The 13,428-nt window shown below is 74.4% G+C and carries 11 protein-coding genes; 5 read left to right on the forward strand and 6 right to left on the reverse strand.

Annotated elements, in window-relative coordinates; all coding sequences use genetic code 11:
- Window positions 1-30 precede the first annotated feature (30 nt).
- The 6 genes from ACIBEA_RS10190 to ACIBEA_RS10215 are packed head-to-tail and all read right to left on the reverse strand — an operon-like array spanning window position 31 to window position 7,707.
- Complete coding sequence (locus tag ACIBEA_RS10190; RefSeq protein WP_399259388.1) at window positions 31-1,695, reverse strand: FAD-dependent monooxygenase; 1,665 nt, start codon at window positions 1,693-1,695, stop codon at window positions 31-33.
- Entirely contained in the window at window positions 1,692-3,044 is a 1,353-nt protein-coding gene (locus ACIBEA_RS10195) for a tryptophan 2,3-dioxygenase (protein WP_399259389.1), read from the reverse strand. The genes ACIBEA_RS10190 and ACIBEA_RS10195 overlap by 4 nt, the downstream gene beginning before the upstream one ends.
- A complete protein-coding gene (locus ACIBEA_RS10200; RefSeq protein ID WP_399259390.1) occupies window positions 3,041-4,270 on the reverse strand; it encodes an aminotransferase class V-fold PLP-dependent enzyme in 1,230 nt (409 codons plus the stop codon). The genes ACIBEA_RS10195 and ACIBEA_RS10200 overlap by 4 nt, the downstream gene beginning before the upstream one ends.
- The gene (locus tag ACIBEA_RS10205) at window positions 4,267-5,040 is read right to left on the reverse strand and encodes a tryptophan 2,3-dioxygenase family protein (protein ID WP_399259391.1); all 774 of its coding nucleotides are present in this window, start codon (window positions 5,038-5,040) and stop codon (window positions 4,267-4,269) included. Before ACIBEA_RS10205 ends, ACIBEA_RS10200 begins: the two co-directional genes overlap by 4 nt.
- Window positions 5,041-5,050: 10 nt before the next feature.
- Entirely contained in the window at window positions 5,051-6,346 is a 1,296-nt protein-coding gene (locus tag ACIBEA_RS10210; RefSeq protein WP_399259392.1) for an acetyl-CoA carboxylase biotin carboxylase subunit family protein, read from the reverse strand.
- On the reverse strand, window positions 6,343-7,707 hold the full coding sequence (locus ACIBEA_RS10215; RefSeq protein WP_399259393.1) for a hypothetical protein: 1,365 nt from the start codon (window positions 7,705-7,707) through the stop codon (window positions 6,343-6,345). The genes ACIBEA_RS10210 and ACIBEA_RS10215 overlap by 4 nt, the downstream gene beginning before the upstream one ends.
- A 511-nt stretch (window positions 7,708-8,218) precedes the next feature.
- On the opposite strand from ACIBEA_RS10215, the gene ACIBEA_RS10220 reads away from it, so the two are divergent.
- From ACIBEA_RS10220 to trpD, 5 genes are read left to right on the forward strand one after another with little or no spacing between them, the layout of a single operon-like run.
- Complete coding sequence (locus ACIBEA_RS10220; RefSeq protein WP_399259394.1) at window positions 8,219-8,800, forward strand: NADPH-dependent FMN reductase; 582 nt, start codon at window positions 8,219-8,221, stop codon at window positions 8,798-8,800.
- Between the two features lie 11 nt (window positions 8,801-8,811).
- Window positions 8,812-10,146, forward strand: a complete 1,335-nt coding sequence (locus ACIBEA_RS10225; protein ID WP_399259395.1) for an ATP-grasp domain-containing protein — start codon at window positions 8,812-8,814, stop codon at window positions 10,144-10,146.
- On the forward strand, window positions 10,143-11,684 hold the full coding sequence (locus tag ACIBEA_RS10230) for an anthranilate synthase component I family protein (protein WP_399259396.1): 1,542 nt from the start codon (window positions 10,143-10,145) through the stop codon (window positions 11,682-11,684). Before ACIBEA_RS10225 ends, ACIBEA_RS10230 begins: the two co-directional genes overlap by 4 nt.
- Window positions 11,681-12,400, forward strand: coding sequence for an anthranilate synthase component II (locus tag ACIBEA_RS10235; RefSeq protein WP_399259397.1), 720 nt, complete (start codon window positions 11,681-11,683; stop codon window positions 12,398-12,400). The genes ACIBEA_RS10230 and ACIBEA_RS10235 overlap by 4 nt, the downstream gene beginning before the upstream one ends.
- Window positions 12,397-13,425 (forward strand): anthranilate phosphoribosyltransferase, encoded by a 1,029-nt coding sequence (gene trpD, locus ACIBEA_RS10240; RefSeq protein ID WP_399259398.1) that lies wholly within the window; start codon window positions 12,397-12,399, stop codon window positions 13,423-13,425. The genes ACIBEA_RS10235 and trpD overlap by 4 nt, the downstream gene beginning before the upstream one ends.
- The last annotated feature ends 3 nt before the right edge of the window (window positions 13,426-13,428 follow it).

Genomic DNA, 13,428 nt, shown 5'->3' on the forward strand with positions numbered 1-13,428 from the left:
GGAAAGAGAGGTGGGGGGTGCGGGGCCGGGTCAGACGCCGACCGGGACCCGGACGTCGGCCGCGGTGTCCTCGGCGGCGCCGGCCGTGGCCAGCGCGCAGCGGGCGAGCGTGTCGCCGTAGCGCTCCGGACGGTCGGCGTCGGCCAGCGCGCCCAGGTGGCCGTCGGGGCGGACGACCAGGCAGGTGCCCTCGGTGGCCAGGTAGGCGGCGCGCAGCACGTTGTCGCGGTCGCGCAGTACGGTCACGCCCGCGGGCATGTCGTCGGCGGGGCCGACGGCCGGTACGGCCAGTTCGCCCTCGCGCAGGACCACGATCAGGTCGGCGGTCAGGCCGCGGGTGTCGGCGAGCGCGCGCTCGGCGAAGGCGCGGGCGGTCTCCCGGTCCGGGGCGAAGTACAGGCCGGTGAAGCCGGCGCCGTACAGCTCGCGCAGGCGGGCGGCGCCGGGTGCGGAGATCCGGGCGTCCGGGGCGAAGGCGCCCAGCAGCGGGTGGCGCAGCGCGGATTCGACGACGGGGGAGTCGACGTAGGTGTGCGGCTCGGCCATCTTGCCGCTGTTGACCTTGTCGCGGGCGCCCTGGAAGGGCTGGGAGAGGGTCAGCAGCACCTTGCGGACGGTGCGCCGCAGCAGGTTCGGCGGCACCATGAACTTGATGGTCGCCTCGGTGACGGCCAGGTTCTCCTTCGCGGCGGCGTAGCGCTCGTCGTGGTAGGTGTCGAGCAGGGCGTCGTCGGCCTGGCCGCGCAGCACGAGGGCGAGCTTCCAGGCGAGGTTGTCGGCGTCCTGGATGCCGCTGTTCATGCCGCGGGAGCCGTACGGCGGCAGGGAGTGGGCGGAGTCGCCCGCGAAGAAGATCCGGCCGATCCGGAAGTTCTCCACCACGCGTTGGTGGAAGCGGTAGGTGGACAGCCAGTCGACCTCGTAGTCCACGTCACCGATCACCGCGCGCACGCGCTGGTCGAAGCGGCCGTCGGCGCGCTCGGCCTCGATGTCGGTGTTCGGGGCGAGCTGCCAGTCGATGCGCCAGATGTCGTTCGGCTGCGGGTGCATGACCAGCTGGCGGCCCGGGTTGAAGGGCGGGTCGTAGTGGAAGTGGCGCTCCTTGGCGAGCGGCAGCTTCACCTTCAGGTCGGTGATCAGGAAGCGGTCCTGGTGGCTGTAGCCGGTCCAGGCGACGCCGGTGAGCGCCCGCATGGGGCTGCGCACGCCGTCGCAGGCGACGAGGTAGCGGCAGGTGGAGGTGCGCGGGCCGTTAGGGGTGTCGGCGGTGACGGTGACCCCGTCGGCGTCCTGCACGGCGTCGGTGATCTCGTGCGCCCAGCGGACCTCGGCGAGGGGCTCGGACTCGATCTTCTCCAGCAGCAGCTGCTCGATGCGGAACTGCGAGATGTTGACGAAGGGGCCGTAGCCGATCCGGCGGGTGTACTCGGCGGCGCGGATCTCCTTGCCGCGCACGTAGGTGCGGGCGGTGGTCCAGGTGACGCCCTCGGCGCCGATGGTCTCGGCGCAACCGAACTTGTCGAGCACCTCCAGCACGTCGCCCTGGATCAGGCAGGCCTTGGAGCCCTGCTTGCGCAGCTCGGGGTCGCGCTCGAAGAGCACGGAGGGGATGCCGAAGGAGGCCAGGCGGGCGGCGAGGGCCATGCCGACGGGTCCGGCCCCGACGATGCCCACGGGGATCTGGTCGCTGTTCATGCTGCTGCTTCGCCTTCGTTCGGGTGGCCGACGGAGAGGGTGGCCGGGAGGTCGGCAGGGAGGTCGGCAGGGAGGTCGGCGGGGAGGCCGCTGGGGAGGTCGCGGGCGGCGCCGTCGGTGTCCGGCTCCTCCGCGACGCTGCGGAAGACCGGGATCTTGCGCACGGAGCTGAGGTACGGGGTGCCCTCGGTGGCGCCGGTGCCCGAGCGGGTGCCGAGCATCCGCACGGCGATCCGGTAGTGGGTCTGGCGCCAGCGGCGCAGCGCCCCGGCGAAGCCGAGCATCGAGGCGGTCAGCACCTCGCGGTCGGCGGCCGTGAAGCGCGGGTCGCCCTGGGCGGCGGTGCAGGCCTCGTCGAGGGTCTGCTGGCCGGCCAGGATCCGCTCGCGCACCTCGGGGGTGGAGCGGTAGGCGGGGGAGTCGAGCCGGTCCTGGTCCGGGACCCGGCACAGCGACTCGACCAGCTTGTAGTTGCGGGACTGGATCGCGCTGGCGCCCTCGGTGAAGTCGCGGAACACCCGGAACGACTCGACCTGCATCGTCGCCAGCAGCGAGAACAGCGGGGCCGATTCGGCGAGCGCGCTCTCGGCGACCGCCAGGTGGGCCGCGGCCTCATCGGTACGGGCGCCGTCGAGGTGGCCGATGGCCGTACGGATGCTCAGCGCCAGCAGCGCGAAGGTCGTCTCGAAGGTCTGGAGCACCCGGATGAACATGTGCTCGTCGTGCGACACGTAGACCGGCAGCATGCTGAGCCGCAGCACCTGGCGCTCGTGCCCGTCCAGCAGTTCGCCGTCGGCCAGCGCCCACAGCTGGGCGGCCTGCCCGGCCGGGTCGGCGGCGGTGAGCCGGTCCCCGAACCCGAGCCGCTCCAGGGCGGGCCGGGCCACGCGGACCGCGAGCCGGTGGCGCTTCTCCACCATCCGGGCGTCGGGCCGCATCTCGGGCAGCCACGCGGTGCGCCCCTCGGCGGCGGCCAGCTCGAACCGCAGCAGGTCGGCGAGGAGTTGCGCGGTCAGCCGGTCCCGGGTCACCCGGGCCGCGGCGGCGGCCTGCGGGCCGTCGTCGGCGGTGGGCAGGCCCAGCACGCCGAGCGAGGTGTAGGTGGGGTAGTCGTAGCGCCCGTCCCACTTGTCGAGCGCGGTGTCCAGGAACCGGTCCAGGAGCAGGCGCCCGGCCGCGTCGGCGGCCGGGGTCGGCTGCGGGGCGAGCCGTTCGCGGGCCAGGGCCAGGGACTTCAAGGTCGCGTCGGACACGAAGTGCTTGCCGACGAGGTGGAACTCCTGGAGCACGGCGGGGTAGGGGAACCGGCCGGGCACGGGATCGGCCAGCCAGTCGGTCAGCTCTTTCACTCTGGGGGTCTCACCTTCGGGAGCGGGACGGGGACGGGAAGGGCGGGTCCGGTCAGTGCGCGGAAGGCGCGCACCGCCTGGCACAGGGCCTCCACGTCGGCCGCGGAGTTGTAGTAGTGGAAGGACAGGCGCACGACGGGGCCGCGCGGGCTGACCGCGATGCCCCGCGTCGCCAGCCATCCGGACAGGGAGCGCGGGTCGACGTCGTACAGCGCGAGGTGGGCGCCCTGGACTTCGGGCGTCCGGGCCCGGCGGACCCGCTCGCCCTGGGCGGTCAGGGTGCGTGCGGCGAGGTCGACCAGGGCGCCGACGTGGCGTCGTACGTCGGCCCAGTCGACGCCGTCGAACAGGCCGAAGGCGGCGTTCGCGGCGTAGACGGCGGGCACGGCCGGGGTCCCGGTCTCGAAGCGGCGGGCGGCGGCCGGGAAGTCGAGCCGCAGCGGGTCGAAGGCCATCGGCTCGACCCGTCCGAACCAGCCCGTGAGCCGCGGCTCCCGGTCGGTGGTCAGGCCGGCGCGCGCGTAGAGGAAGGCCAGGCCGGGCAGGCCGGCGAGGTACTTCATCGTGCCCGCGACCAGGTAGTCGCAGCCGATCTCGGTGACGTCCACCGGCATCACGCCCACGGCCTGGTAGGCGTCGACGAAGGTCAGCGCCCCGGCCTCGCGGCCGGCCCCGACGATCTCCGCCACCGGGGGCCGCTCGGCGTACTGGTAGGTGGACATCGGCACCGAGACCAGAGCGGTGCCGGGGCCAAGGACGGCCGTGTAGTCGGCCGTCGTGACCCGCCCGCCCTCCCGGTCCCCGGTGAAACGGACCCGGGCGCCGCGCGGTCGCTGGGCGAGCCAGACGTGCGCGATGGAGGGGAACTCCTCGACCGTGGTGACGATCTCGGTCCGGGGCGTCTCCAGGGACAGGGTGGAGACCACCTGGTAGGCGCCGACGGAGGCGTTGGGCAGGATCGCGATCTGGTCGGGGCTCGCGCCGATCAGGGCGGCGATGTTCTCCCGGGCCTCGTGCACCTCCCCTTCGAACCGGTCCCAGGGCGCCCCGCGCGCGCCGATGGCCTCCTGCATGCGCTCCAGGGAGGCGTCGACCGCGTCCGACCGGGCGCCGAGGCTGCAACTGGCCAGGTGGACCGTCCGCTCCAGCATCGGGAAGGCGCGCCGGAAGCCGGCGGCCGTGACACCGGCCGTGACACCGGTGGTGCCGGTGGCGCCGGAGCTCACGCCGGGCCCATCGGGCAGGCCGGCGGCGCGGCGCCCTCCAGGTACTCGGCGTACTCGGGGGCCGGCTCGTCCTCGCCCATCGGACCGCTCAGCGTCAGCTCGGTGCGCAGCTCCCACAGCTGCGGGAAGAACTTGTGCCCGATCAGCTTGGCCAGGAACTCCACCGGCGCGCCCTTGGTGCCGACCACGGAGTGGCCGATGACCCGGGTGGCCATCTTGTAGTGCTGGGTGCGCCACAGCGAGATGCGCTCGTCCCAGTCGATGAGCGCCTCGGCGAGCCGGTACTCCGGGGTGTCCTGGCCGCTGCGGTAGACCTCGACGAGATCGGTGCCGCGGGCCTCGGTCAGCCGCCGGAACGCCTTCTCCAGATCCTGGCTGACCAGCCGGGCGGCCTTCCAGCCCGGGGATTCGAAGCCCGAACCGTGCCCGAGGACGGTACGGATGATCTGGAAGTCCCAGGGGGCCAGCTGCCGCATCATCTCCAGCTGGTCGGCGGTCATCCGCGCGCTCAGCGAGGCACGGCCGAGCAGCCGGGCGGCGGTGTCGAGCTGCCCCGCGTCGATCTGCCGGGTGGCCTCCTCGACCTCGTAGCAGGCGAGCTTGAGCCACAGTTCGGTCGACTGGTGGACGACCTGGAAGAGCATCTCGTCCCGGTGGATCATGTCCTCGGGGCGGCGCTGGAGCGACAGCAGCGTGTCGGTCCGCATGTAGCGCGTGTAGTCGTTGTCCCCGTCTCCGTCGAGTACGGGAACCGAATAGTCCTTGGCCACGATGCTCCTGTCAGGCGGTGGTGGTGGACAGGGCGAGCGGCTCGGCGCGCACCCGGAAGTCCTTGGCGGTGGCGGTGATGGCGGCCTCGGCCTCGGCGCCGGTCGCGGCGCGGAAGCGGAACCTGCCGCCGACGTGCTCGTAGTAGGCGTCCGCGTCGGGCAGCACCTCGCCCGGGGGCAGCACGACCTCGGCGTACGGTCCGAGGGCGCGGCCGGTCATGGAGGTCGACTCCGTGATGCGGCAGGGGCGCATCGCCGGGGCGGGCACGAGCATCCAGCCGGCCACCTCGTCGGCGGCGTGCGGAGCGGCGGCCACCGCCGGGACGGGCGGCAGCGGGAGGTCCAGCTGGAGCTGCCACGCGGCGTGCATCAGGTCGTAGCCGTGCACCTCGCGCCAGAGGAAGGCGATCTCGGCGCCGCCGACCCGTGCGCCGCATTCGAGGAAGCGGCAGTGGGGGCGGCCGTCCGCGTCCCGGTCGATGAAGACTTCGAGGTGGAAGACGGTGGCCCGGCCGGGGGAGAGCGCGCCGAGGAAGGCGGTCGCCGCCCGCTCCACGGCCGCGTTGACCTCGGGGTCGTCGATCTCGACGGAGCCGAGGTGGTTCCCGTCGCGGAAGCCCAGGCAGGTGTTGAGGTAGCGGGAGGCCCGCCAGGCGAGCAGCCGTTCGCCGTCGAAGACCCCGTCGACGTGCGAGATCGGGGCGTCCACGAAGGCCTGCACCAGCATCGGCTCGCTGTCCAGGTCGAGCGCGGCGACCTGTTCGGGGCGGTCCACCCGCACCACGCCGGAGCTGGAGCTGCCGGTGCGCGGCTTGACGATGACGGGCCAGCCGGTGTCGTGGCCGAAGGCGCGGACGGCGGCCGCGTCGGTGGCGGCGGCGAAGTCCGGTACGTCCAGGCCCGCGTCGGCGACCGCGCGGCACATCACGTACTTGTCGCGGAAGACGATCTGCGAGGGCTGGCGCGGGCCGGGTACGTCCCACTCCTCGCGCAGCGCGGCCCCGACGAGCAAGTCGTCCTCCTTGAGGGCGACGATCGCGGCGGGCGCACCGTGCCGGGCGGCCAGGGCGCGCACCTCGGCGCGGACCCGCTCCAGGTCGTCGGTCGCGGGGACCAGGACGACCTCGTGGGCCTCGGCGGGCACGGAACCGGTGCCGACCTCGGTGCTCACGTAGCTCACGCGGTGCGCGGCGTGGTCGATGTAGCGGGTGAATTCCGCGTACCGCTCGCGCCAGCGGTTGACGACGACGACGTGCGGCCGGTGTTCGGCGGTGCTGCTTTCGGCGGTGCTGCTTTCGGTGCTCATGCCAGGGTCTCCTCGTCTTCCGGGTGGGTGAATACGCAGGTGCCGCGGGTGCCGGGGTTCGCGTAGGTGATGACCGAGCCGTCCCGCGGCTGGAGGGCGCGGACGAAAGCGCCGCCGTATCCCCGCGGGGTGACGAAGATCCCCCAGTTCGCGACCCATTCCCCGATGACGCCGGTGTCCGGGTCGAGGGCGGGCTCCAGCGCCGGTACGACCAGCTCCTGCGCCACGTAGTCGCGCAGGGCGGTCGCCTCCAGGGCCGCCGCCCACGCCGCGTCGTCGACGTCCCGGCCGATGACCACGCCGTCGGCGCTGTAGCCGATGCCGGGCTTGAGCACGAGCGAGGCGCGGTGCGTACGGGCGTGCTCCAGGGCGTCTTCGCACCCCTCGGCCCCCAGCACCCAGGTCCGCGGCAGCACCCGGTCGATCAGCTCCAGCTCGGCCCCGGTCAGCGCGGCGCGGACGGCCGGGCGGTGCACCAGGCCGAGGGCGGCCTTGCTGGTGAACAGGGCCCCTTCGAGCGGGGTGAACAGGGCGGTACGGCCCTGCGCGTGGGCCCGGTTGACGAGGCTCAGCGCGGCCCGGGCGGTCGGGTCGCCGGCGATCTGGCCCGCGGCGAAGAAGCGCAGGATCACGTCGAGCGGGCGGCCGTGCAGGTTCAGCCTGCCGTCCGGCCCCTCGGTGAGCTCCTGGACCTCCCCGAGCTGGAGGTCGATGCCGTGGCCGCGCAGGTCCTCCTGGATGGAGAGGAAGACCCCGTCGTGCTCGCCGAGCGCGCCGGGCGCCTCCAACAGGGCCACGGCCGGGGCGCCGGTGACGGGGCCGGATCCGGTCCGGGCGGCCGCCGCGGCGTACAGCTCGGTGACCAGCTCCGCCATGGTGTCGGTGTGGCCCAGCCGATGCCGCTCGGCGAAGGCGCGGAAGGCCGGGACGTCGAGGAAGGCGCGGTTGAGCTGGGCGCTGTCGATGCCGCCCAGCTCGCTGCCGACGTTCAGCTCCAGCAGGCGGAAGCCGGTGCCGTCGTGGAAGGCGTCGGCGCGGGCGTAGAGCAGCGGGTCGCCACCGGCGCCCTCGCGCATCACCTCGCAGAGTTCGGGCGGCAGGCCGATGGCCGCGCCGTAGCGGTCGAGGTCGCCGTCGTAGCAGCGCTCCGGCAGCGAGACGAGGATGCGGAAGAGGGCGGCGAGGTCGTCGGCGAAGGCGCTGATCTCGCGCTCGGAGACGAAGACGGGCCGGGGCAGCAGTACGTGCCCGTAGGTCTTGGCGTAGGCGGCGGGGACGGCGGCGCGTGCGGTGAGCGTGCGCAGCTCGCTGTCCGGGCGTCGGGTCTCCTCGACGTAGCGGCCGGTGACGGGACTCTCCATGGGCGGTCTCCATTTCTGCCGGATCGGGGCATGCCGGATCACGGCACGAAGGGGAAGCCGCCGAATGCGCGGCGGCGCGGTGGGGTCCCGGTGGGGGGCGGGACCTGGTGGGGCGCGGGGCCCGGATGGGGAGCCCCGCCGCAGCCTCGCCGGCGTTTGAGGCGCCGCCGGAGGCTGGGGTGGGGCGCGGGTCCCGGGTGGGGCAGGGGCCCTGTGGGGGAGGTGGGAAGCGGTGTGATCCGCGGTGACGTGGCTTCACTGTGGCAGCGGCGACCCCCGGCGGGACCCGCGTCCCGGGCTGCGCGTTTACGGCTGTCGTGAATGCGCCAGGGAGCTCCGGGCAGCCAGAAGCGGACAGAACGGGGCGAAGGATCGGGCCGGACCGTCCGGGGCGGCCGGATCCGGTTGCGCGGGGCCCCGCTCGGCTGCTTACCTACGGATCACTGCAGGGGCCCACGCCCCTCCGGACGATCCGCGGTGACCACCGGAACGTCCACCAGGGAGAAACCACATGCCCCGCCTGCAGATCGTCATCGCCAGCACCCGCCCCGGCCGCGTCGGCCCCGCCGTCGCCACCTGGGCCGCCGCCGAGGCCGGCCGCCACGGCGGCTTCGAGGTCGAGACCGTCGACCTCGCCGAGGCCGCCCTGCCCTTCTTCGACGAGCCCGGACACCCGTCCGAGGGCGCGTACGTCCACCAGCACACCAAGGACTGGAGCGCCACGGTCTCCCGCGGCGACGCCTACCTCTTCGTGATGCCCATGTACAACGGCGCCTTCACCGCGCCGCTGAAGAACGCCATCGACTTCCTGTACCAGGAGTGGCAGGACAAGCCCGTCGCCCTCCTGAGCTACACCGCGGGCCCCTCGGGCGGCGTGCCGGCCGTCGAGATGCTGCGCCCGATCCTCACCCGGATCGGCTTCCGCGCCGCGGAGCGCAGCCTGTCCGTCCCCGGTGTCGGCGAGTTGACCGACCCCGCCGACCCGTCCGTCTTCCACGCCCCGGCCGACCTCGCGGGCGACCTGAAGGGCGTGCTCGACGAGCTGACCGAGCTCCTCGCGCCGCTCGACGCGTCCGACGCGGCCCAGGTCTGAGGGGCGCGGCCATGACCTCGCACTCCCCGCCCGCGCCCCCGCCCGTGCCCGGGCCCGTAGCCGTTCCCGCGCCCACCTCCGCCGCCCCGCGGTTGATTGTGGTCGGCAGCGGCGGGCGCCCGTACCGCGCCTACTCCTTCGAGTCCCTGCACGCCCGCCACACCCTCTCCGCGGTGCTCTCCGCGGAGCCGGACTGGCAGCGCGAGTACCTCGATTCCTACGCCGTCACCGACCTGTCCGATCCGGTCGCGATCGCCGATGCCGTACTCGCCCTCGCGGGCCCCGACATCGCCTCCGCGGCCGTGCTGACCTGGGACGAGACGGCCGTCGAGGCGACCGCCGCGGCCGCCGCCAAGCTCGGGCTGCCGCACCTGTCCGCCGAGGCCGCCGGCCGCTGCCGCGACAAGTACGCGACCCGCACGCTGCTCGCCGGTGCGGGCCTCGCCGCCGTACGTCACCGACTCGTCACCTCCGCGGACGAAGCGGCCCTGGCCGCCGCCGAGTTCGGCTACCCCGTGGTCCTCAAGCCCCGCGCCCTCGCCGGCAGCATCGGCGTCACCCGCGCCGACGACGAGGGCCAGGTGCGGGCGGCCTTCGCCCTCGCCGACGGCGCCGCCTTCGCCACGCTGCCCACCGGCCACGGCGTCCTGGTCGAGGAGTACCTCGACGGCCCCGAGATCAGCATCGATAGCGCCGTCCACGAAGGCGAGGTCCACGTCGTCCACGTCGCGCGCAAGCGCCTCGGCTTCGCCCCGTACTTCGAGGAGGTCGGCCACCTGGTCGCCACCGCGGAGGGCGAGCCCTGGGCGGACGAGGTCCGCGACCTGGTGATCGGCGTGCACCGGGTGCTCGGCGTCACCACCGGCGTCACCCACGCCGAGGTCCGCCTCACCTCCCGCGGCCCGCGCCTGATCGAGCTGAACGCCCGCCTCGGCGGCGACCTGATCCCCTTCATCAGCGCCCTGGCCAGCGGGATCGACCTGGTCGCCGTCGCCGCCGAGCTGGCGTTCGGCCGGCTCCCCGACCTGACCCCGACGCGCGGGAACACCGCCGAGGTCCGCTTCGTGTACGCGGCCACCGACGGCCTCGCCCGGCCGCTCGACCTCACCGCCGCCGCGGCCGTGCCCGGCATCGCGCACACCGCGGTGCTCGCCGGGCCCGGTGACACCCTGCTCCTGCCGCCCCGCCAGGCCATCCCGCGGCTCGCCGCGCTGGTCGCCGTCGGAGCGGACGCGCAGGACTGCGCGCGGATCCTCGACCTGGCCGAGGCCGCCGTGGACCGCGGGGTGGATCCGGTTCCCGGACCGATTCCCGGACCGATTCCCGGATCGGGGGCCGACGCGTGAGCGCCCCCGTCGACGAGAGCGTCGACCTCCGGGCGGCCGAGTGCGCGGCGGCCGAGCGTGCGGCCGCGGACCTGCGGGCTGGGGTGCTGCCCGACGCCGGCGCCGCGCTGGACCTCGCCGCCCGCCACGCCTTCGTACCGCTCCACATCGAGCTGCTCTCCGACACCCTCACCCCGGTGACGGCCTTCGCCCGCCTCTGCGGACCCGACGAGACCGGCCTGCTGCTGGAGAGCGTCATCGGGACCGACACGAGCGTCGCCGTCGCGCGGTACTCGTACATCGCCCACCGCACCCGCCCGCTCCCGCTCGGCGACGGGGACCCGCTCCTCGCGCTCCAGCCGCTGGCGGAGCGCGACGTCGCCCGGCTGCCCGGGCTCCCGCCCTTCCACGGCGGGGCCGTGGGCTACCTCGGCTACGAGAGCGCCCGCCACTTCGAGCGGCTGCCCAGCGCGCCCCGACCCGGTCCGGACATGCCCGAATCGGTGTTCCTCCAGGCCGATGACCTGGTCGTCTTCGACCACGCCACCCGCCGGGTGCTGATCACGACCCTGTACGACACGGCCGCCGAGACCTACGAGGACGCCGTTGCCCGGCTCTGCGCGGCCCACGAGCGGCTCTACGGCGACCACCCCGCGGTGGCCGCCACGGGCGCGGGGAACCGACCGCTGGCCCGGACCCGGACCGCCGATCAGCAGGACCGTTCCGCCTGGCGCGCCCACACCACCGAGGAACGCTTCCTCGACATGGTCGAAACCGCCCGCGAGTACATCCGCGCCGGCGACATCTTCCAGGTCGTGCTCTCCCAGCGGTTCAGCAAGCCGCTGGCCGCCGCGCCCCTGGACGTCTACCGCCACCTGCGCGCCGTCAACCCGTCGCCCTACATGTTCCACCTCTCCCTCGGCGGCGGCCGGCACGTCATCGGGGCCTCGCCCGAGCTCCTGGTCAAGGTCGAGGACGGCCGGGCACAGACCCGCCCGCTCGCCGGGACCCGCTGGCGCGGCACCGACGCCGCCGCCGACGCGGCCCTGGAAGCGGAGCTGCTCGCCGACGAGAAGGAGTGCGCCGAGCACGTCATGCTCGTCGACCTCGGCCGCAACGACATCGGACGGATCGCCGCCCCCGGCACCGTCCGGGTCGACCGGCTCATGGAGGTCGAGCGCTACTCGCACGTCATGCACCTGTCGTCCACGGTCAGCGGCGACCTCGCCGCGGGCCGTACGCCGCTCGACGCGCTGCGCTCCACCTTCCCCGCGGGCACCGTCTCCGGCGCCCCGAAGATCCGCGCCATGGAGATCATCGCCGAGCTGGAGCAGGAGCGGCGCGGGGTCTACGGCGGCGCGCTCGGCTTCGTCGGTACCGGCGGCGACCTGGACACGGCCATCGCGCTGCGCACCCTGGTCATCGCCGACGGGCAGGCGTGGGTCCAGGCCGGAGCCGGGGTGGTCGCCGACTCCGACCCGGCCGCCGAGTACCGCGAGACCCTCAACAAGGCGCAGGCGCTCTTCGCCGCGGTGGAGCGGGCGGAGGCCGGCGCATGAGCACTCCCGCACCCGTCCCGGCCCCGTCCGCCCCGGCCCCGCGCATCGCGGTCATCGACAACTACGACTCCTTCACCTACAACCTCGTCCAGTACCTGGCCGAGGCGGGCGCCGAGCCGCTCGTCCACCGCAACGACGGCATCACCATCGAGGAACTGGCCGCCCACGACGCCGTCCTGATCTCGCCCGGCCCCGGGAACCCCGGCCAGGCGGGCATCAGCCTCGCCGCCGTGCGCGCGCTCAGCGGTCGGCTCCCGCTGCTCGGCGTCTGCCTGGGCCACCAGGCGATCGCCGCGGCCTTCGGCGCCGACGTGGTCCGGGTGGGGCCCGTACACGGCAAGACCGACCGGGTGCGGCACGACGGCACGGGCGTCCTGACCGGCCTCCCGGACCCCTTCACCGCGACCCGCTACCACTCCCTGGCCGTGGACCCCGCGAGCCTGCCGCCCGAGCTGGTCGCCCACGCCTGGGCCCAGGACGGCACCGTCATGGGCCTGCGCCACCGCGCGCACCCGACGTACGGAGTGCAGTTCCACCCGGAGTCGGTGCTCACCGAGCAGGGCCACCGGATCATCGCCAACTTCGTCGACTCGGTCCGGGTACCGGCGCCGGCCGGGATCGCGGCGTCGGCCCGGATCCCGGCGCCCGCACGGATCGCGACGTCGGCCCCGATCCCCGTCCCCGCGCCGGTCCCGCTCGAAGGAGCCGCCCGGTGAAGAACGCCCTGCGCACCCTGGCGGCGGGCCGCCGCCTCAGCCGCGACGAGGCGGGCAGCGCCATGGCCGCCGTACTGGCCGGGGAAGCCACCCCCGGCCAGATCGCCGGATTCGCCATGGCCCTGTCCGCCCGCGGAGCCGACGTCGAGGAGATCGTCGGCCTCGTCGCCACCGCCCGCTCCTTCGGGACCCGCCTGCCCGGCGACGGCCGGGTCCTGGACACCTGCGGTACCGGCGGCGACGGCCACGACACCTTCAACATCTCCACCACCGCCGCGATCGTCGCGGCGGCCTGCGGGGTCCCGGTCGCCAAGCACGGCAACCGCAGCGCCTCCTCGGCCTGCGGCAGCGCCGACGTCCTGGAAGCCCTGGGCGTACGGATCGAGGCGGGCCCGGCGGAGGCGGCCGCCTGCCTGGCCGAGGTGGGCATCACCTTCCTCTTCGCGCCCGTCTTCCAGCCCGCCTTTCGGCACGCGTCCGGGCCCCGCCGCGAGCTGGGCGTGCGGACCGTGTTCAACGTGCTGGGCCCGCTCTGCAACCCGGCCGGCGCCCGCTACCAGACCCTCGGCGTCTCCGACCCGGCCCTGCTGGAGGTCATGACCGAGGTCCTGCACCGGCTCGGCACCGAGCGCGCGCTGGTGTTCTGCGCGGAGGACGGCCTGGACGAGCTGAGCACCTGCTCCCCGTCCCGCGTCGTCGAACTCGCCGACGGCCGCACCACCTCCTACCGGCTCGACCCCGCCGAGCTGGGCCTCGCCCCCGCCACCCTGGCGGACCTGCGGGGCGGCGACGCCGCCGCGAACGCCCGGACCGTACGCCGCGTCCTGGGCGGTGGAACCGGCCCGCACCGGGAGATCGTGCTGCTCAACACGGCCGCCGCCCTGCGGGCCGCCGGGCGCTGCGAGGACTGGCACACGGGGATCGCGCGCGCCGCCGAAGCCATCGATAGCGGCCGCGCCGCCGCCGTGCTCGACGCCTGGACGGCCGTCGGAGCGGCCCGCCGCCCGGTCCCGGCCGCCGCGTGAAGC

Source organism: Streptomyces sp. NPDC051555 (genome assembly GCF_044454405.1).
Taxonomy (GTDB): domain Bacteria; phylum Actinomycetota; class Actinomycetes; order Streptomycetales; family Streptomycetaceae; genus Streptomyces.